Here is an 18,225-nt window from a genome sequence, read left to right on the forward strand (position 1 = left end):
GCGGAACCCTGCTGTCGAGCCGAGCGTCGTCGCCCGTCACCGAACCTCCGCCAGCATCTGGTGCAGCGGCTCGGCCGCGACCCTCGGCCGGAGGATCGTGCGCGAGACCTCGACGGCGCCCGCTCGCTTGGCGGCGAGCACGGAGCGGTCGGTGGCCACCGTCCGCAGCTCCCGCTCCATCGAGGGCGCGTCCTGCTCGTCGACGAGCCACCCGGCGTCGTGCTCGGCGATCCAGGGGCTGACCTCGGTGAAGTCGACGTGCATCACCGGCAGGCCGCTCGAGAGCGCGACGACGGTGCGGGTCACCATCGCCAGCTCCCGCTCGGGGTTGCGCTCGAAGACGTCGATGCTCAGGTGGCAACGAGACAGCAGCGCCCGGAAGTCGTCGAAGCCCAGCAACGGGTGGCGCACGACCCTCGGGTGCTTGGCCAGGCGCTCGACCTGGTCGGAGGCGACGGCGTCGCGCGACCCCGGGGCCCAGTGGTTGCCGACGACGAGGTGGAGGTCGGCCAGTCCCTCGTCGAGGAGCGGCAGCACGGCGTCGACCCACGCCCCGGGACGAGACCAGGGCTGGATGTAGCCGGAGACGATCACCTGCAGACGCTCCGCGTCGGCCGGGCGCGGCTCGACCGGCGGCAGGCCGGGGTTGACGACGGCGCACGGCAGGTCGGGCACCCCCGCACGCGACATCCAGTCGTGGACGTAGGACAGCTTCTTCTCGCCGTTGACGATGACCAGGCTGCTTCGACCCAGCGCCCGCAGCTTGCGCTGCTCGAGGCGTTCGAGGGCGTCGTCGCGATCGGAGCGGTCGAGGTTCTCGGCGAGCTCGAGCATCTTCGGGGCGAAGAAGTCGTAGACGATCCGGCACGAACCGAGGTCGCCGATGTTGTCGATGTGGTTGGAGTTCGTGATCACCAGCACGTCGATGCCGTGCGCGCGCACCCAGGCCGGCAGCAGGCCCGGCTTGAGCACCATGGCCCCGCGCGGCAGCGGTGGCGACATGGGCTCCTTCCAGACCACGTCGACGAGCCACTGGTCGACGACGACGGTGACCTCGTGACCGAGGTCGCGCAGGCCGAGGGCGAGTCCCCAGGCCCGCAGCCCCGGCGCTGCCACCGGCAGGCCCATGCCCGGGACCAGGTCGTTGGCCAGGACGGCGATCCTCATGCCGGGTCCCCCGGCCCGAGTCGGGTGCCGCCGAGCAGGACGACGCGCGCCCAGGGCTCGGCGCCGAGCCGCAGCGAGCGGACCTCGTCGACGTGCAACGCGCCGTGGGTCGCGACCGCGACGTCCTCGACCAGCCGGTGGATGCCCGGGTTCGCCGGGCCGCCGGGCCGGTCGACGACGAAGGCGAGGACGGCGATCCGTCCACCCACGCGGACCCGCCGGGCCGCCGCACCGACCAGGTCGACGCGTTCGTCGCCCGACGGCGCGCCGTCGTCGAGCCAGACCAGGACGCCCTCGGGTGACGGCACGTGGAGCTCGTCGCTCGGAGCGCCGTGGCGGCGGATCCGGTGGGCGCTGGCCCGTCGCAGCGCGCTGACCGGGATGCTGGCGGACCGGGCCGCGAAGACCTCCACCTCGCCGTCGGGGTGTCCGTCGAGCCAGGCGTCGAGGTCGGCGACCACGTCGGCGACGAGCTGGCGCTCGGCCGCCTTGTCACGGTGACGGCGCTCGACGTCGCCGTCGGGAGCCGTCAGGTGCTCGTCCCACCCCGCGGCGGCCGGCAGCCACACCTCGGCCGGCAGGTCGTGTCGCTCGGAGAGCAGTCGACGGTGGTCGTCGCGGTCGTCGAGGACACGGTCGTGACGCCCGAGGTGCCGCAGCAGCGGTCGTCCGAGCAGGTCGTCGACCTCGTCGGCGGTGAGCTCGTGCGGCAACCGGACGGCGACCGGCAGGTCGCGTCGTCCCTGCAGCGAGCGCCACGGGAAGCTCAGCGGGTCGAGGACGACGAGCTCGTCGGCGGCGTCGAGCGCGACGGCGAGCGCCGGCGCGTCGGTCGACCAGCCGTCGAGCCCGTCCGGCAGCTCGTCGGCGAAGCGACCGGACCACACCACCCGAGCGCCGGTGGGCGTGCCTGCGGTCACCCGGCGTCCTCGTGGAGGTAGGTCTCGACCAAGCGCCGGTAGCCCGACCGGCGGCGCAGCACGTGCGCCAGCGGAGTGGCCTCGATGCGCTGCAGCAACCAGCGCAGGTCGGACAACGGATCGGCGTCGCCGTCAGCGCCGGCCGACGCCGTCGGGGCCGGCTTGCCCGGGAAGAGGAGCTCGCTCTCGGCGGACTTGAGACGGGCGCGCAGGTGCGCGACCTCGAGGCGGAGGAGGTCGTTCTCCATGGCCACGGTGGTGACCTCGTCGGGCTGGGTGTGGTGCAACGGTCGCATCAGTTCTCCGTCCGGGAGGCGAGTCGCTCGAGCGACTGCCAGGTCTGGTGCACACGCTCGGCGACCTCGGCGCTCGCCACGCGCTGGGGCGCGACCCGCGCCCCGATGGCCAACGGATCGAGCACCTCCTCGACGGCGACGTCGCCGAGCGGGGCGCCGAAGCGCTCGCGGATCTGCGCGACCACCGGTCGTCCGCGCAGCAGGTCGGTGTGCGGGACCACCAGGCAGTCGTCGAGGTGGCCCTCGGCGAAGGCGACCATGGCTCGGTTGTAGGTGTCCCAGACGCGGAGGCCGTGGTCGGGCTCGGTGAAGAACCGCAGGTGGTGGGGCGCGCGAGCGACGGTGTCGTCGGTGGGCTCGTCGAGCCCGCGGAAGTACTCACCGGCCTGCCGGTGCTCGAGCGAGCGGACGCACTCGGCCGGGTCGCGGTAGATCATCACGACCTTGGCGTCGGGCATGACGTGCTTCCAGGCGCCCAGGAACAGGCACACGCGCGGGTCCTTGAACCCCCACATCTCGTGCTCGAGGTCGCGCTCGCGGGCCAAGCGCGCCATGCGACGCCAGTGGTTGCGCCCGATGAAGTGCGGGAACGGCACGTCCCACTGCCACTCCTCGCCGTGACGGCGCAGGATCGAGCGGTGCAGGCGCAGGAAGTCGCGGTCCTCGAGGTGCCCGTACTGGTTGCTGGGCATCGCGCCGAGGAGGTCCGTGCCGACGAACAGGCCGGCGCGGTGGAGGAGCTGGGTCATCAGCGAGGTCCCGCTGCGGTGGAAGCCCGCGATGATGAGCTGCATCCAGCACCCTCCTTCCCGACGTGACGCCGCTGGACGCGGTCGCAGCGCCGACCGAGCGCCGCCCGAATCCTAAGGCATGCGGTACCCGGTCCCGACCACGTGGCAGGCCGCTAGCCGCCGCCGGCGGCCGTGCGGGCGCCGGGCTCGGCGGCGTCGCCGTCGTCGCGCCCGGCAGAGCCGACCTCGGGTGCGACGTCGGCGTGCCGCACGTGGGAGAACCGGCGCTTGTAGCGCAGCACCCGGCGCTCGAAGAGCTCGTAGGACACCGCGGCGACGCCGGTGCTGACGAGGATGAACAGGCCCATCTCGACCCAACCGGTGCCCGTGAGCCAGGCGGTGAGGAAACCGAGGACGATCGGGTGCAGAAGGTAGACCCCGTACGACACGCGCCCGACGTAGACCAACGGCGCCCAGCGCAGCGGCGACCACCGCCACTCGTGGGTGACCACCCGGTCGACGATCGCTGCGACGGCGACCGAGAGCAGGAGCGGCTCGTAGATCTCGGCGTGGCTGAGACCGATGCGGACGCCGAGCTCGGGCGCGTAGACCCAGCGGCGCAGGACGAGCAGGACGACGACGGCCCAGGCGAGCCAGGCACCGAAGGCCCCTCCCCCCGCACCGGGGCGGCCGCGGTGGTCGGAGTCCCACCGCACCCACGCGAGCAGCGAGCCCACGGCGAGACCGAAGATGTTGGTGTGCGCCATCCACTCCACGCCGCCGGGCGCCGACGGCAGATGGCCCTCGAGGGTGAGGATGCGGGCGACCAGCGAGGTGGCGATGGCCACGACCAGGAACGCCGGCAGCGCCAGCCGCCAGCGCACCCGCGCCGCCGTGAGCAGGATGACCACGGGCGGCCAGACGAGGTAGTACTGCTCCTCGATCGCCAGTGACCAGTAGACGCCCAGGCCGAGCCTGACCTCCTGCACCGAGGCGACGTAGTTCTGCAGGAACAGGAAGTACGACCAGCCGACGTCGCCGAGGCTGCTGTAGGTCGGCGCGTCACGCGAGAGCCACGTGCCGCCGAGGGGCGGCCCGGCGTCGACGCGCGAGAGCACGAGCAGGTGCAGCAGCAGGACGACGTAGTAGAGCGGCCAGATGCGAAGCGCCCGCCGGACGTAGAAGTCACGCACGCTGATCCGGCCGGTCGCGGCCCGCTCGCGCAGCAGCAGCGAGGTGATGAGGTAGCCGGAGAGCACGAAGAAGATGCCCACCCCGACGGCGCCGCCGCCGAACCGCATCTCCGGCGGCAGGAAGCGGGTGCTGCCGTGCGCGACCACGACGACGAGGACGGCGATGGCCCGCAGGCCGTCGAGGGAGCGGTTGTGCGCGAACGTCGCCGAGGACGACGCGCGCGCCGGTGCGTCGGCTGCCTGCTCGGTGCTCGGGGCCGTCATCCGGCGGCCCCGCCGGAGCGGGCCCGGAGCGCCCGACGAGCCTCCTGACGACCGAGGCGCACGTGGGCCAGCTCGGAGAGCAGCGCGTCGAGGGTCGAGGTCAGCGGGCTGCGGTCGGGGATCGACCACGCGTGCGGCGCCTCGGAGGGAGTCACCAGCCACACCGACTGGTCCTCCCCCAGGCCCATCCAGACCCCGGCCTGGACGCCGACGTAGTCGGCCGGGGTGACACGCGTGACGGCCAGTCCCGCCTCGACGAGCCGGTCCTCGACGTCGTCGCCGTAGTAACGCACGTGGTCGGCCAGGCCGAAGCGCCGGATGCGCTCCTCCTCGGGGGCGTCGGGGTCCTCGTCGGTCTGCGTGCCCGGGCGCCACGGCACCTGCACGATGCCGAGGCCGTCGCCGGCGAGGACCCGGGCCAGCTCGGCGATGGCGCCGCGGTCGTCGACGACGTGCTCGAGCACGTGGTAGCAGACCAGCAGGTCGACGCAGCCGTCGCGCAACGGGATCGCGGTCAGGTCGCCCAGCACGTCGACGCCACGTCGGGCGAGGAGGTCGAGCCGCACGTAGCGGGCCGGGTCGAGCTCGAGCAGCCGCGCCCGGGCCTGGGGCGCCGGGGCGACGTCGAGCAGGGTGCCGACGCGGCCGAGACGGGGGCGCAGCGCCCCGAGCAGGACGGCGAAGAACCGGTGCCGCTCGAGCGAGCGACAGCTCGGGCAGGTCGCGTCGGGACGCCCGTCGGGCCCGGGTCGGAAGCCCTCGCGCAGGTGCCGGTCGCAGCACGGGCAGTAGCGCCCCCGGGTCTGCGCGATCGACGGGGTGGCGGGTGGTTCGCTCACGAGGCCCCGCTCGCGGGCTCGCGCAGCAGCGGCAGGACGGCGTCGCGCACGACGTCGGGGATGGGGGTCGACGAGCGCGGGCCCGCGCCGGTGTTGTCGACGTAGACGTGCACGAAGCGACCCTCGGCCCGGGCGAGCTCGCCGTCGGTTCCGCTGCCCTGGAACAGCCCGACGCGGTAGATCACCGAGGTGCGGCCGACCTTGTCGACGACGAGGCCGAGCTCGATGTCGTGCGGGTAGCCCATCTCGGCGAAGTAGCGGCAGGAGACCTCGGCGACGACCCCGATGGCCGGCAGCGTCCGGATGTCGGAGCCGACGGCGTCGTGCAGGTGGGCGTTGACCGCGGTGTCGATGAGGTCGAAGTAGCGGGCGTTGTTCAGGTGGCCGTAGACGTCGTCGTCGGACCAGCGCGTGGTGGCGGTGCGCCAGGCGACGTAGTCGGCCCGGCGGGGCCGCCCCGGACGGTCGTCGCTCATGCCGGCTCGGTCTCGCGCAGCCGCTGGCTGATCACGGTGCTGACGCCGTCGCCACGCATGGTGACGCCGTAGAGGGCGTCGCCGACCTCCATGGTGCGCTTCTGGTGCGTGATGACGAGCAGCTGCGAGCTCTCGCGCAGCTCCTCGTAGATCTGCAGGAGCCGACCGAGGTTGGTGTCGTCGAGTGCGGCCTCGACCTCGTCGAGGATGTAGAACGGCGACGGGCGCGCCTTGAACAGCGCGACGAGGAACGCGACCGCGACCAGCGAGCGCTCACCGCCCGAGAGCAGCGAGAGGCGCTTGACCTTCTTGCCGGGCGGGCGCGCCTCGACCTCGATGCCGGTGGTGAGCATGTCGTCGGGGTTCGTGAGCACGAGGCGTCCCTCGCCGCCGGGGAACAGCCGGGAGAAGGTGTGGTCGAAGGCCTTCTCGACGTCGGCGTAGGCCTCGGTGAAGACCTGCTCGACGCGGGTGTCGACCTCGCGGACGATGTCGAGGAGGTCCTTGCGGGTCTGCTTGAGGTCCTCGAGCTGCTCGGTGAGGAACTTGTGGCGCTCCTCCATCGCCGCGAACTCCTCGAGGGCGAGCGGGTTGACCTTGCCGAGCTCGCGCAGCTGGCGCTCGGCTGTGCGCAGCCGCTTGGTCTGCTCGTCACGGCGGTAGGGCGTGGGCACCGGCAGCGCCTCGCCCTCGGCGACCTCGGTGGTCGCCGACGGCGGCACCGGCTGGTCGGGGCCGAACTCCGCCACGAGACCGTCGGGCTCGATGCCGAGCTCGTCGAGCACGCGCTCCTCGAGCTGCTCGATGCGCATGCGTTGCTGGGCGCGGGCCATCTCGTCGCGGTGCACGGAGTTGACGAGGTCGTTGTGCTCCTTGCCGAGGTCGCGCAGGGTCGCCCGGATGTCGACCAGCTCGCGCTCACGTCCGCTGCGGGCCTGCTCGACCTGCTTGCGCACCTCGGTGGCCTGGGTGATCGCGACCTCGATGCGCGCCAGCCCGTAGGCCGTGGCCACGGCGACGGCCTCGGCGGACGACGCCTCGCGCTGCAGGCGCTCGCGGCGCTCGGCCGAGCGCTGGCGCTTCTCGCGCTCGGCCTTGGCCTGGCGCAGCAGCCCGTCGACGCGTCCGTGGATGGCCCGGGCGCGCTCCTCGCCGGTGCGGAGGGCGAGTCGGGCCTCCATCTCGCCCTGGCGGGCGGTCTTGGCCGCCTCGGCGAGCCGCTGGCGCTGCTCGGTGTCGGGCTCGGCGCCCGACTCGGCACCGTCGTCGGCCTGCTCGGCGGCGGCGAGACGCTGCTCGAGCTCGGCGAGGCCGGCGAGGTCCTTGTCGCGGGCGGCCTCGGCCTCGGCGATGGAGCGCGAGAGCCGCTCGGCCTCGCCCTTGGCGGCGCGGGCCTGCGAGCCGTACTGCCCGAGCTCCTCGGCGACGGCGGCGAGCGTGGCGTCGGACTCGTGCAGCTTGGCCAGCGCGACGTCGACCCGCTTCTGCACGTCGAGCCGCTCGGCCTCGAGCCGGCTGAGGTCGAAGCCGAGCCGCTCGCCGGCCGCGGTGGCCTCGAGCAGCCGCTCGGCGGCGTCGTCGACGGCGCTCTGGATCTCGATGAGGCTCTGCTGCTCGTGCGAGCCGCCGGAGGCGACGAGGGCGCCGAGCACGTCGCCGGCGCGGGTGACGGCGACGACGTCGGGCTGGGCGGCCACGAGGGCCTGCGCCGCCTCGAGGTCGTCGACGACGGCCGCTCGCTCGAGCAGCCGGGTGAGGGCGGGGCGCAGGCGGTCGGGGCACTCGACGAGGTCGGCGGCGTAGGGCACGTCGGGCGGCAGCGCCGGCCACGACGACCGCTCGGAACCGGGCGCGCCCGGCGTGCCCGGCGTGCCGGACCGGTCGGCGGCGAGCACGAGCCCGGCCCGTCCGAGGTCGCCGGCCTTGAGGTGGGTGAGCGCCGCGACGGCGGCCTCGACGTCGGTGACGGCGACGGCGTCGGCCGCGGCCCCGAGGGCACCGGCAACGGCGGCCTCGTAGCCGTTGCGGACGCCGAGCAGCGCGGCGACCGAGCCCATCAGTCCGGCGACGTCGTCGCCCGCGGCGAGCAGCGCGCCTGCGCCGTCCTTGCGCGACAGGCTCATCTCGAGGGCGTCCTTGCGGGCCGCGAGCGTGGAGCGGTCACGGTCGGCCTGCTGGGCCTCGGCCTGGGTCTTGGCGATGCGCTCCTCGAGGTCGTCGAGGAGCGAGACGGCCGATTCGTGCTCGGCGTCGAGCCCCTCCTCGCCGGCGTCGAGGCCGGCCACGCGGGTCTCGAGCGAGGTGAAGTCGCGCTGGGCCCGCTCGGCCCGCGAGACGGCCTCCTCGCGGGCCAGGCTGAGCCGGCCGACCTCGTCGGCGGCGGCCGTGGCGCGCGAGCGGAGCGCGTTGACCTGTCCGTGCAGCCGGGCGAGGCCCTCGCGCCGGTCGGCCGCGGCGCGCTGCAGCGAGGCGATGCGCCGGTCCTCCTCGGCGGCGGCGTCCTCGGCCGTGCGCCGCGCCTTCACCGCTTCCTCCATCGCCAGCCGGGCGGCCTCGACCTCGGCACCGATCTGCTGCTCCTGCATCCGGATGCGCTCGGCGTCGGCCTCGATGGCCTCGGGGTCGCGACCGTCGTCGTGGCCGGCGTCGGCGGCACCGGCGGCGTTGCGGATGCGCTCGGCGGCCAGACCTTGCGTGCCACGCAGCCGCTCACGGACGCCGGTGAGGCCGTACTGCACCTCCTGGGCCCGGCTGAGTGCGGGCAGGTCCTCGCGCAGGGCGGCCTCGAGAGCGGCCTCGACCCGACGGGCCTCGGCGAGCGCGGCCTCGACGGCGGCTCGCCGCTCGACCAGGATCGACTCGTCGGCGAGCTCCTGCTCGAGGGCGGAGCGCGCGGTGACGAGGTCGTCGGCGAGCAGGCGGGACTTGGCGTCGCGGGCGTCGGCCTGCACGCCGGCCGCCTTGCGCGCGACCTCGGCCTGCCGCCCGAGCGGCTTGAGCTGGCGGCGCAGCTCGTGCAGCAGGTCGGAGAGCCGGCTCAGGTTGCCGTCGGTGGCGTCGAGCTTGCGGAGTGCCTTCTCCTTGCGCTTGCGGTGCTTGAGGACGCCGGCCGCCTCCTCGATGAAGCCACGGCGGTCCTCCGGGCTCGCGTGCAGGATTTGGTCGAGCTGGCCCTGACCCACGATGACGTGCATCTCGCGGCCGATACCGGAGTCGCTGAGCAGCTCCTGGACGTCGAGCAGCCGGCAGCCGGTGCCGTTGATGGCGTACTCGGAGCCGCCGGAGCGGAACATCGTGCGGCTGATCGTCACCTCGGCGTACTCGATCGGCAGGGCGCCGTCGGAGTTGTCGATGGTGAGCACGACCTCGGCGCGGCCCAGGGGCGGGCGGCCGGAGGTGCCGGCGAAGATGACGTCGTCCATCTTGCCGCCGCGCAGCGACTTGGCGCTCGCCTCGCCCATCACCCAGGCGAGCGCGTCGACAACGTTGGACTTGCCAGATCCGTTGGGCCCGACGATGCAGGTGATGCCGGGCTCGAGCTGCAGCGTGGTCGCGGACGCGAAGGACTTGAACCCCTTGAGGGTCAGGCTCTTGAGGTACACGCGGGAGGCTCCGTCGCCGGTTCGTCGGGGTGGATGGGTCGGGCTGGGACGCCGCGCCCGTGGCCAAGGCACGCCGATCCTAGTCGTTCAGCTGGCCTGTCCTGTCGGGCGATGGAGCACGTCGTCCGGATCGCGCCGACGCACGTCGGCTCCAGACTGCCCCGTGCCGATGCCGTGCCGGACCGACGACGGCTCGGGCCGATCCGTGGTTCAGCAGGCAGACCGGCCCCGCATGCTTTACTTTCGCTGTCATGCGCTCCCCCGGCCCCGAGCCGCGCGCCCGTGCCGCGCGCCGCGTCCCGCTCCTCGCCTGGGCACTGGCCCTGGCCGTCACGCTGTCGGGAGTGCTCGCCAGCCCGGTCGCGAGCGCCGGGGTCGACGACACAGGTGGTCGTCTCCACGAGGTCGTACCGCTCGGCGAGCCGGTCGTGTTGCACACGCGCACCGCACCGTCGGCCCGCACCGTCCACTCCGGGCCGGACTTCCCCGACCTCCCGACCAGCTGCTACACGACCGATCCGTACGCCCTCACCCCCGAACCGTGCCGCCTGACCCCGCGCTTGAAGGGGGCGCCCCTCATCGTGCTGTGGGGCGACTCGCACGCCTGGATGATGACGCCGGCCATCCGCAAGGCGGTCCACGGCAAGCGGGTGAACGTCATCGCCCTCATGCAGGGCGCCTGCCCGGTGATGTACTCCGATCTCAGCACCCCGAAGAAGCGTGCGTCACGCAACGGCTGCGACGTCTTCGGCCACGAGGCGATCTCCTTCATCCGCAAGGCCAAGCGACAGAAGCGGCCCCTGCGGGTCATCGTCGCGATGGCCTGGGAGCTCTACCACAACGTCACCGACGAGCCCAACGGCGCTGACCGCAAGTTCCCAGGGTTCGCCAACGACTACATACGCGTCAACGCGGTCAAGAGCCTCCGAGGCACCCCGCGAGCCTTCAGGGAGCTGGGGCGCATGGGCGTGCGGACCGACATCGTCGCGGCGTCGCCGATGGTCTACCAGACCGCTCCCGAGTGCCCCGGGCGCGGCCAGGGGTGGCGGTGCCCGCTGCCGCGGGCCGGCGTCCTGAAGGACCCCCGGGAGAACAACGCGCAGGTCCGCCGGATGCGCTCGCTCCTGTCGGTCAAGGGCTCCATCATCCGCCCCGCCACGTCGCTGTGCGGTGCGACCACCTGTCGCGGGACGATCGACGGCGTCCCGACCTACTACGACCGCATCCACCTCGGCCAGCGTGCGTCGTACCGGCTCTCCTCGCACTTCCGGCCGACGGTGCGCGCCGTCGTCGACGAGGCGAAGAACCGACCTCGCGCGGCACGGTGATCGCGGCCGTGCGACTGGCGTCGACGAGATCGTCGCGATCGCGACGAGCCGGCGCTTCTCGTGTGCGACCATCCTGGCCATGACGTCTCGTGTCCGCGACGGCAGCAGCCCGTCGCGCGCCCTCATCGCGCTCGTGATGACGGCGCTCCTGTGCGTCGGCCTGCTGTCGACCGCGAGCGAGGCGGCCGGTGCGACGCCCGGCGCGCGCTCCGACACGGCCCTCTACCAGGCCGCGGACGAACGGGCCGTACCGGTCGCGGAGGCGAGCCTGTTCGCCATGCCGGTCAGGTGCTTCGAACCAGACGGCGACCCGCGGCTGGGAGCGTGCCGGCTGCTCCCGCGGCGACCCGGTGCACCGACCCTGGTGGTGTGGGGCGACTCGCACGCGCGCGAGATGCTCACCGGCATCATCAAGGCGATCGGTCACCGCCGCGTGAACCTCGTCGCCTACATCGCCGGCGGGTGCCCCCCGGTCGATCCCGGACACGGACCCGACGCACCTGCCGTGATCGCTGCCGGGTGCGAGAAGCACAATGCGCTCGCCGTGCGTGACCTGACGCGGATGAGTCGTCACCACCGGCGGGTCCAGGTCGTCGTGGCCGCGGGCTGGGAGCTCTACCGCAACGCGATCGACGGGCAGTTCGGCCGGTGGCAGACCTACGGCAACTCCTACATCTCCCAGACCGCCCGCCTGGTGCCTCGGGGTCTGCCACGCCTGTTCCGCACGATGCGGCGTCTCGACCTCACCACCCACGTCGTGGGTCAGGCGCCCATGATCCCCAACAATCCTCCGGCGTGCGCCGGCGCCTTCAACGAGATCGACTTCACCCACGCCACCCCGAGGGACTTTGCCTATCCCTGCGCCCTGCCGCGCACGACGGTGATGGTCGCGGCCAAGCCGCTCCGTCGGGCGTTGCGGGCGAACTTGCGTCTGCTCCGACCGGCTCGACGCGGTCACCTGGTCATGCCCGCCCAGGTGCTGTGCCGCTCCGGAACGTGCCCCGGAGTGGTGGACCGGGCCGAGGTCTGGCACGACCCCGTGCACATCTCGAACCGGAGCTCGGCCAGGCTGGCCCCGCTGTTCCGGCCCGTCGTGCGAGCCGTCGTCGCCCGCTGATCAGCCGCGGGCGGGCGACGGTCGGGCTCCGTCGGTCTCGGTGGTTCAGCGCGTCGCCAACAAGGCGTCGACCGTCGGTCGGAAGTACCGGCCCATCGAGCGGGTGGCTGCCGGGTGCAGGTGGGCCCAGTCGGAGAACGTCGTGCGCCCGTGACGACGTCCGAAGCATCGCGACCTCGTGCAGTAGGCCGGCGAGGGGTCGATGACCAGCGGCCGAGCAGCGAGGGACGACGACAGCTGCCTCAACCACGCTCGGTTGCTCGCCTCACGCGGGAGCACCGCGCGGCGCTCATAACCGCATGCACGCGGTGCCGCGCCGGTCGGGCACGGTCGGGCGCCTGCAGGCGGAGTGCCCGACTGGGCGATGACGTCGGCTCGGACGCCCAGCCGTCCGATCGCCCTGAACATCGCCCGCGAGCGGTCGACGCCGAGGCCGACGATGTGCCGCTCGTACGTGTCGAGGGGTGAGGGGACCCCCGCGGCGAGCGCGCGCCGGTGCAGGGCGTAGCGGTGGCGGTAGAAGTCCCACCAGCTGCTGAGCACCGCGCGGACCCGCCGTCCCGAGTCGACCAGCCGTTGCACGTAGGCCAGCGCCCGCACGTTGTGCTTGTCGCAGGTCATCCGCGGCTGGCCGGCGGCCGCGGGGTACGGCAGGCTCAACGGACAGCCGCCGGAGAAGACGACCACGAGGTTGAACCGGCGCTGCAGGGCCGCCCGTCGCAGGGGGATCGTGTACTGAAGTGCGTGCGAGTCGCCCCACAGCACGAGCCACGGCCGGCGCGGGAAGTGCGTCACCCGGCAGATCATGCTCGCCGAGGAGGTCCCGCAGGCCTCCTGCAGCCACGGCAGCTCCTGCCGCGCCGCGGCCGGTTCGACCGGTCGGGCGGACGCCGTCGCCTCGGGACGGGCGGTCCGGCCCGGAGCCGTCGACGACGCGACCGGCTGGACGGCGAGCGTGACGGCGATCGCCAGCGCCAGGGCGAGCACGAACGGTGGGCGGACGAGACGTCGCAGGTTCGTTGCCGGACGCAGCGTCTCCCGAGTCACGCGCCGATGATCGCACGCCTGGCCGGCGCGTGAAGAGATCTCTTGAAAATGTCGCCGCGGCTCGTTCGGCCGTCGGCCTCGGGTCAGCGAGCGACCGGCGCCGGCTGCTCGTCGGCGTGGGCGATGTGACGCAGCTGGTGCCAGATCAGCACGACGAACACCGCCGAGCCGGCGAAGGCGAACCAGAACGGCGCCGTCACGCCCCCGTGCTGGGCGAGGAGGCCACCGATGCCGGAGCCGATGACCAGCCCGCCGAAGCAGCCGACCAGGTTGACCGAGCCGACACGGCCCTGCAGGTGCGGCGGCACGGCTCGTTGCCGCACGGTGATCGACGTCGTCCCCCAGATGAAGGCGTGGGCGCCGAAGGCGAAGAAGATCGGCAGCGCGACCCAGGGCGACGAGGTGGTGGCCAGGCCGAGGTGGGTGACGGTCTCGACGACCAGGCCGATGCGCATCAGGTTGCCCAGGCTCACGCGCCGGGTGATCCAGCCGTAGGAGAGCGTGCCGGCGAGGCCGCCCAGGGCGCCCACGGTCGTCACGAGACCGAAGCCGACCTCGCCGAGCCCGAGGTGCTCGGTCGCGTAGAGCACGAGAACCGACCACGCCGCGCCGAAGGTGAGGTTGAAGATGAAGATCGTCAGCACCAGCGTGCGCACGGCGGCGTGGTGCACGACCCAGCGGAAGCCCCCGGCGACGTCGTGCCGGACGGCGGCGAGCGACCCGGGGTCGGGAGCCTGGTGGTCGTGCACGACCCGCGAGACCAGCACCGCCCCGAGCAGCACCACGAGGCCCTGCGCGGCGAAGGGCAGGGCGGTGCCGGCGGCGAACAGCGCGGCACCGATCGGCGGCCCCGCGAGCTGGTTGATCGTCAGGAACCCGACCTGCAGCCGGGAGTTCGCGATCGCGAGGTCGTCGCGGCCGACGATCGAGGGCAGCAGCGCGCCCGCGGCGTTGTCGGCGAAGGTCTCGGCCGTGCCGAGCGCGAACAGGGCCGCCAGCACCACCGCGATGCCGACGACGTCGGTGACGATCGCCGCGGTGAGGACGGCGAGCACGCCGGCGCGAGCGAGGTTGACCGCCGCCACGATCCGCCGACGGTCGAGGCGGTCGGTGAGCACGCCCGCCCACAACCCGAAGACCAGCGGCGGGGCCCAGACCGCGAGCGCGGCGAGCGCGACCAGGAAGGGCTGGTCGGTCTGCGAGGCGACCAGCAGCGGACCGGCGGCGAGCGCGATGCCGTCGCCGAGGTTGGTGGTCCACGACGAGGCGAGCAACCACCGGAACGACGTGCCGAGTCGTCGGGGGACGACGACCTCGACGACGGTGCTCACGAGGTCGGCACGCTACCGATCACCGCGGTGCTCCGCACGTCGTTTCCGGCGCCGACGCAGGTCGGCCGGGTGGCGCCCGTCAAGCGCCGGGTGACGTCACGCGGGCTGGAGGTCCTGCAGGGGCGCGGTCTCGAGGATCTCGGCGGCCGCAGCGGCCACGAGACGGTCGTTCTCCTCCGAGAGGCGGAGGACGAGCGACTCCAGCTCGGCCACGCGCGCCCGCAGACGCGCGTTGTCCGAGGCCAGGCGGGGGTCGCGGAGGTCGCTGTTCAGGTAGCCGATCAGCGCCTTGGCCATGGATGAGCCCTTCGGTCGTAGAGGTCGGTCCCCGGTGCTGGGACCGTCTACCAGAGTCCCACCAGGTCTGGCGAGGGTCAAACCGGCGCGGGCGGGTCGATCGCGGCGTCGCCGGCGCTAACGTCGCCGCTTGCGGGGCACGGGCTGGCACGTCGGGCAGAAGTACGACGACCGGTTCATGAACGGCGTCCGGCGGATGGGGGTGCCGCACCGGTCGCACGGCTCGTCGGCGCGGCCGTAGGCGTGCAGCGAGCGGTCGAAGTAGCCCGACTCGCCGTTGACGTTGACGTAGAGCGCGTCGAACGAGGTGCCGCCCTGGCCGAGGGCCTCGGTCATCACCTCGCGCGCGTGGCCTAGCAGCTCGTGCCCCTGGGCCCGGGTCAGGCGGTCGCCGGGGCGCTCGCCGTGCAGGCGAGCCCGCCAGAGCGCCTCATCGGCGTATATGTTGCCCACTCCGGAGATCAGCCCCTGGTCGAGCAGCTGTCGTTTGACGCCCGACGCGCGCCGGCGCAGCCGCGCCACGAAGGCGTCGTCGTCGAACTCGGGGTCGAGCGGGTCGCGGGCGATGTGGGCGATCTCGGGCGGCAGCTCGGCACCGCCGGCGCTGACGGAGAGACCGCCGAACATCCGCTGGTCGACGAAGCGCAGCTCGCGGTCGTCGGCGGCGCCGTCGAGCACGAGGCGCACCCGCAGGTGGCGCTCGGGCTCGGCGTCCTTCGGCTGCACGAGCAGCTGGCCGCTCATGCCGAGGTGCCCGAGCAGGGCGTCGCCGTTGTCGAGCGGCAGCCACAGGTACTTGCCCCGGCGGCGGGCGCCGTCGATGCGGCGACCGACGAGCGCGGCCGCGAAGCCCTCGGGTCCGCGCGGGTCGCGGCGCACGGGCCGCGGGTGCAGGACGACGACCCGCGTGACGGAGGCGCCGACGACGTGGCGCTCGATGCCGTCGCGGACGGTCTCGACCTCGGGCAGCTCGGGCACGGCCGGGTGGGTCTAGCCGGAGGTCTCGGTGACGATCGTGGCCACGATCTCGCCGTAGGCCGTCTCGGCCGAGGCCTGCTCGGCCTCCTTCTTCGAGCGCCCGGTGCCGTTGCCGTAGAGCTTGTCGGCGACCCGGACCTGGGCGTGGAAGGTCTTCATGTGGTCTGGGCCCTCGTCGGTGATGACGTACTCGGGCACACCGAGGCCGTGCTCGGCCGAGAGCTCCTGCAGCGACGTCTTCCAGTCGAGGCCGGCGCCCATGGCCGAGGCCTCGTGGATGAGCGGGTCGAAGAGCAGGTGGACGACGTCGGCCGACACGGTGATGCCGCCGGAGAGGTGGACGGCTCCGATGACGGCCTCGACGGTGTCGGACAGGATCGAGGCCTTCTGCCGGCCGCCCGTGGACTCCTCGCCCCGGCCGAGCTTGACGTGGTCGCCGAGCCCGATGCGGACGGCGACCACGGCGAGCGCGCGGGCGTTGACGACCGCGGCCCGCAGCTTGGCCAGACGCCCCTCCGACAGGTCGGGGTGCATCAGGTAGAGCGTCTCGGTGACGACGACGCCGAGCACGGAGTCGCCGAGGAACTCCAGCCGCTCGTTGGTCGGCAGCCCACCGTTCTCGTAGGCGTAGGAGCGGTGCGTCAGGGCGCGCTCGAGCAGCTCGGGGTCCAGGACCGGGTCCCCGAGCCTGGCTCGCAGCTCGGCGTAGTTGCTGATGGGGTCAGCGAGGGTCGTCAGAGAACCTGGCGACGAGCCGACCGGGCGCCGTACTGGCCGCACTCACCGCACGCACGGTGCGGGATGTGCTTGCCGTCGCAGGCGGGGTTGGCGCACTCGACGAGGGTCGGCGCGACGGCCTTCCACGCCGAACGACGGTGACGGGTGTTGCTCCGCGACATCTTCCGCTTCGGGACAGCCACTGGATTCTCCTTGTTATTGCTCGGGCTCGAGGTCGGCCAGGGCCGCCCATCGGGGGTCGATCGGTTCAGCGTGTGCGTGCTCGGGATCGTCGTTCAGTCTCGCACCACACTCGGGGCACAGCCCCAGGCAGTCCTCCCGGCACAGCGGCTGGAAGGGCAGTGCGAGCACGATGGCGTCGCGCAGCACGGGTTCGAGGTCGAGCAGGTCGTCCTCGAGGGTGTTCAGCTCGTCGTCCGACTCATCGTCTGCGCCGGAGGCCTGGTCGCCGAGGTCGTCGTACAGGTAGAGCTCCTGGAAGGTCACCACGACGTCGTCGTGGATCTCCGCCAGGCACCTGACGCACTCACCCTCGAGCCCGGCTCGCGCCGAACCCGTGACCAGCACCCCCTCCAGGACCGCCTCGAGCCGCAGGTCGATCTCGACCTGCGCACCCTCGGGGACCTGGAGGACTTCGATGCCCAGCCCTGCCGGGGCCGGCTCCGTCAGTGACACCTCACGTTGGGACCCCGGGCGGCGGCCGAGCTCGCGGGTATCGAGCACGAGCGGCGCTCTCGGGTCCAGGCTGGTCAGGGGTTCACTTTCCGGTTCCGGGCACGACAAGACAAGGGGAAAGACTACTGGTCGGGTCGGGACCTGCAAAAAGCAGGACTACGTCCGCTCGGCGAGTCGGGCGGTGAGGGCGTCGAGCACGAACGGCGGCACGAACGCCGAGACGTCGCCGCCGAACGCGGCGACCTCCTTGACCAGGCTGGACGAGACGAACGACTGACCCGTGGCGGTGGGCAGGAACACGGTCTCGACGCTGGTGAGGGCGACGTTCATGTGCGCCATCGGCAGCTCGTAGTCGAAGTCGCTGGACGAGCGCAGGCCCTTGACGATGGCTTGGGCGTCCTGCTCGCGGCAGAAATCGGTGACGAGCCCGGTGAAGCCCGCGACCCGCACGTTGGCGACGTCGAGGCCGGCGACCGATCGCTCGAGCATCGCGACCCGCTCGTCGGGGGCGAACAGGCGGCTCTTCGAGGGGTTGACGCCGATGGCGACGATGACCTCGTCGAAGAGCCGGGCGGCCCGGGCGATGATGTCGAGGTGCCCGTGGGTGACGGGGTCGAAGGACCCAGGGCAGACCGCGCGGCTCACGAGCGGTGACCGTACCAAAGCGTCGCCTCGCCGTAGCGCTTGCTCCGCTCGCCCACGATGCCCGGCCGCTCGTGCGACGGCAGGGGCCAGGTGGGCTCGGGCGAGCGCTTCGAGCGCTCGACGACGACGAGCGCCTCGTCGCCCAGCCAGCCGTGCTCGACGAGCCGACGGAGGTCGTCGGCGAGGTCGGTCTCGGGCAGCGGGTAGGGCGGGTCGCTGAAGACGACGTCGTAGGGCGCCGCCGGCACCGTGCCGAGCACCTGGACGACGCGCAGGGCCCGCACGTCGGCCCGCCCGAAGCCGAGGTCGCGGGCGTTGGTGCCGATGAGCGCCGCGGTGGCGCGGTCGGACTCGACGAAGGTGACGGCGTCGGCCCCGCGCGAGAACGCCTCGAGCCCGACGGCGCCGCTGCCGGCGTAGAGGTCGAGGAAGCGCAGGCCCTGCAGCGAGCCGGCCCACGACTCGACGGCGCTGAACAGCGCCTCGCGGGCGCGATCGGTGGTGGGGCGGGTGGCCTCGCCCGGGGGCGTCTTGAGGCGGCGTCCCTTGGCGGAGCCGGCGATGATCCGGGTCATCTCACG

General features: G+C 73.0%; 19 protein-coding genes. 2 read left to right on the forward strand and 17 right to left on the reverse strand.

The window, feature by feature from the left end:
- Nucleotides 1-36: 36 nt before the first annotated feature.
- The 8 genes from ABFT23_RS15690 to smc all read right to left on the reverse strand — a co-directional run bounded on the left by ABFT23_RS15690 (nt 37) and on the right by smc (nt 9,488).
- Entirely contained in the window at nt 37-1,167 is a 1,131-nt protein-coding gene (locus tag ABFT23_RS15690) for a glycosyltransferase family protein (RefSeq protein ID WP_347896792.1), read from the reverse strand.
- Nucleotides 1,164-2,087: a hypothetical protein gene (locus tag ABFT23_RS15695; RefSeq protein ID WP_347896794.1), complete on the reverse strand. Its 924-nt coding sequence runs from the start codon at nt 2,085-2,087 to the stop codon at nt 1,164-1,166. The genes ABFT23_RS15690 and ABFT23_RS15695 overlap by 4 nt, the downstream gene beginning before the upstream one ends.
- Nucleotides 2,084-2,383, reverse strand: coding sequence for a hypothetical protein (locus ABFT23_RS15700; protein ID WP_347896796.1), 300 nt, complete (start codon nt 2,381-2,383; stop codon nt 2,084-2,086). Before ABFT23_RS15700 ends, ABFT23_RS15695 begins: the two co-directional genes overlap by 4 nt.
- Nucleotides 2,383-3,177, reverse strand: a complete 795-nt coding sequence (locus tag ABFT23_RS15705) for a sulfotransferase (protein ID WP_347896798.1) — start codon at nt 3,175-3,177, stop codon at nt 2,383-2,385. Before ABFT23_RS15705 ends, ABFT23_RS15700 begins: the two co-directional genes overlap by 1 nt.
- A gap of 110 nt (nt 3,178-3,287) precedes the next feature.
- Nucleotides 3,288-4,571 (reverse strand): acyltransferase family protein, encoded by a 1,284-nt coding sequence (locus tag ABFT23_RS15710; RefSeq protein ID WP_347896799.1) that lies wholly within the window; start codon nt 4,569-4,571, stop codon nt 3,288-3,290.
- Entirely contained in the window at nt 4,568-5,410 is an 843-nt protein-coding gene (locus ABFT23_RS15715; protein WP_347896801.1) for a methyltransferase domain-containing protein, read from the reverse strand. The genes ABFT23_RS15710 and ABFT23_RS15715 overlap by 4 nt, the downstream gene beginning before the upstream one ends.
- Nucleotides 5,407-5,886, reverse strand: a complete 480-nt coding sequence (locus ABFT23_RS15720; protein WP_347896803.1) for an acyl-CoA thioesterase — start codon at nt 5,884-5,886, stop codon at nt 5,407-5,409. The genes ABFT23_RS15715 and ABFT23_RS15720 overlap by 4 nt, the downstream gene beginning before the upstream one ends.
- Nucleotides 5,883-9,488 carry a chromosome segregation protein SMC gene (gene smc, locus ABFT23_RS15725; protein ID WP_347896805.1) on the reverse strand — a complete coding sequence of 1,202 codons (3,606 nt, stop codon included), beginning with the start codon at nt 9,486-9,488 and terminating at the stop codon, nt 5,883-5,885. The genes ABFT23_RS15720 and smc overlap by 4 nt, the downstream gene beginning before the upstream one ends.
- Nucleotides 9,489-9,739: 251 nt before the next feature.
- Between smc and ABFT23_RS15730 the strand changes: the two genes are divergently transcribed.
- Together ABFT23_RS15730 and ABFT23_RS15735 are read left to right on the forward strand one after the other, a co-directional pair.
- Entirely contained in the window at nt 9,740-10,816 is a 1,077-nt protein-coding gene (locus ABFT23_RS15730; protein WP_347896807.1) for an SGNH hydrolase domain-containing protein, read from the forward strand.
- A 79-nt stretch (nt 10,817-10,895) separates the two neighbouring features.
- Entirely contained in the window at nt 10,896-11,933 is a 1,038-nt protein-coding gene (locus tag ABFT23_RS15735; RefSeq protein ID WP_347896809.1) for an SGNH hydrolase domain-containing protein, read from the forward strand.
- A gap of 45 nt (nt 11,934-11,978) precedes the next feature.
- Here the strand turns inward: ABFT23_RS15735 and ABFT23_RS15740 are convergent, their stop codons facing one another.
- From ABFT23_RS15740 to rsmD, 9 genes are all read right to left on the reverse strand, one after another.
- Nucleotides 11,979-12,980, reverse strand: coding sequence for an SGNH hydrolase domain-containing protein (locus tag ABFT23_RS15740; protein ID WP_347896811.1), 1,002 nt, complete (start codon nt 12,978-12,980; stop codon nt 11,979-11,981).
- An 83-nt stretch (nt 12,981-13,063) separates the two neighbouring features.
- Nucleotides 13,064-14,311 carry an MFS transporter gene (locus ABFT23_RS15745; protein ID WP_347896813.1) on the reverse strand — a complete coding sequence of 416 codons (1,248 nt, stop codon included), beginning with the start codon at nt 14,309-14,311 and terminating at the stop codon, nt 13,064-13,066.
- A 96-nt stretch (nt 14,312-14,407) separates the two neighbouring features.
- Nucleotides 14,408-14,608, reverse strand: a complete 201-nt coding sequence (locus tag ABFT23_RS15750; protein WP_347896815.1) for a hypothetical protein — start codon at nt 14,606-14,608, stop codon at nt 14,408-14,410.
- A gap of 117 nt (nt 14,609-14,725) precedes the next feature.
- On the reverse strand, nt 14,726-15,586 hold the full coding sequence (mutM, locus tag ABFT23_RS15755) for a bifunctional DNA-formamidopyrimidine glycosylase/DNA-(apurinic or apyrimidinic site) lyase (RefSeq protein WP_347896816.1): 861 nt from the start codon (nt 15,584-15,586) through the stop codon (nt 14,726-14,728).
- 12 nt (nt 15,587-15,598) lie between these two features.
- On the reverse strand, nt 15,599-16,366 hold the full coding sequence (rnc, locus tag ABFT23_RS15760) for a ribonuclease III (protein ID WP_347896818.1): 768 nt from the start codon (nt 16,364-16,366) through the stop codon (nt 15,599-15,601).
- Nucleotides 16,321-16,506: a 50S ribosomal protein L32 gene (rpmF, locus tag ABFT23_RS15765; protein WP_347896820.1), complete on the reverse strand. Its 186-nt coding sequence runs from the start codon at nt 16,504-16,506 to the stop codon at nt 16,321-16,323. The genes rnc and rpmF overlap by 46 nt, the downstream gene beginning before the upstream one ends.
- Before the next feature lie 13 nt (nt 16,507-16,519).
- The gene (locus ABFT23_RS15770) at nt 16,520-17,077 is read right to left on the reverse strand and encodes a YceD family protein (protein ID WP_347897053.1); all 558 of its coding nucleotides are present in this window, start codon (nt 17,075-17,077) and stop codon (nt 16,520-16,522) included.
- A gap of 78 nt (nt 17,078-17,155) precedes the next feature.
- Complete coding sequence (coaD, locus tag ABFT23_RS15775) at nt 17,156-17,644, reverse strand: pantetheine-phosphate adenylyltransferase (RefSeq protein WP_347896822.1); 489 nt, start codon at nt 17,642-17,644, stop codon at nt 17,156-17,158.
- On the reverse strand, nt 17,641-18,219 hold the full coding sequence (gene rsmD / locus ABFT23_RS15780) for a 16S rRNA (guanine(966)-N(2))-methyltransferase RsmD (protein WP_347896824.1): 579 nt from the start codon (nt 18,217-18,219) through the stop codon (nt 17,641-17,643). The genes coaD and rsmD overlap by 4 nt, the downstream gene beginning before the upstream one ends.
- Nucleotides 18,220-18,225 lie beyond the last annotated feature (6 nt).

Source organism: Nocardioides secundeburneus (genome assembly GCF_039939255.1).
Lineage (GTDB): Bacteria > Actinomycetota > Actinomycetes > Propionibacteriales > Nocardioidaceae > Nocardioides.

Excerpts from the sequence above, each read along its gene's own strand:
- ABFT23_RS15690 (WP_347896792.1), bottom strand. The coding sequence starts at position 1,167 with ATGAGGATCGCCGTCCTGGCCAACGACCTGGTCCCGGGCATGGGCCTG.
- ABFT23_RS15750 (WP_347896815.1), bottom strand. The coding sequence starts at position 14,608 with ATGGCCAAGGCGCTGATCGGCTACCTGAACAGCGACCTCCGCGACCCC.
- ABFT23_RS15730 (WP_347896807.1), top strand. The coding sequence starts at position 9,740 with ATGCGCTCCCCCGGCCCCGAGCCGCGCGCCCGTGCCGCGCGCCGCGTC.
- ABFT23_RS15700 (WP_347896796.1), bottom strand. The coding sequence starts at position 2,383 with ATGCGACCGTTGCACCACACCCAGCCCGACGAGGTCACCACCGTGGCC.
- rsmD (WP_347896824.1), bottom strand. The coding sequence starts at position 18,219 with ATGACCCGGATCATCGCCGGCTCCGCCAAGGGACGCCGCCTCAAGACG.
- ABFT23_RS15710 (WP_347896799.1), bottom strand. The coding sequence starts at position 4,571 with ATGACGGCCCCGAGCACCGAGCAGGCAGCCGACGCACCGGCGCGCGCG.
- ABFT23_RS15705 (WP_347896798.1), bottom strand. The coding sequence starts at position 3,177 with ATGCAGCTCATCATCGCGGGCTTCCACCGCAGCGGGACCTCGCTGATG.
- ABFT23_RS15720 (WP_347896803.1), bottom strand. The coding sequence starts at position 5,886 with ATGAGCGACGACCGTCCGGGGCGGCCCCGCCGGGCCGACTACGTCGCC.
- ABFT23_RS15735 (WP_347896809.1), top strand. The coding sequence starts at position 10,896 with ATGACGTCTCGTGTCCGCGACGGCAGCAGCCCGTCGCGCGCCCTCATC.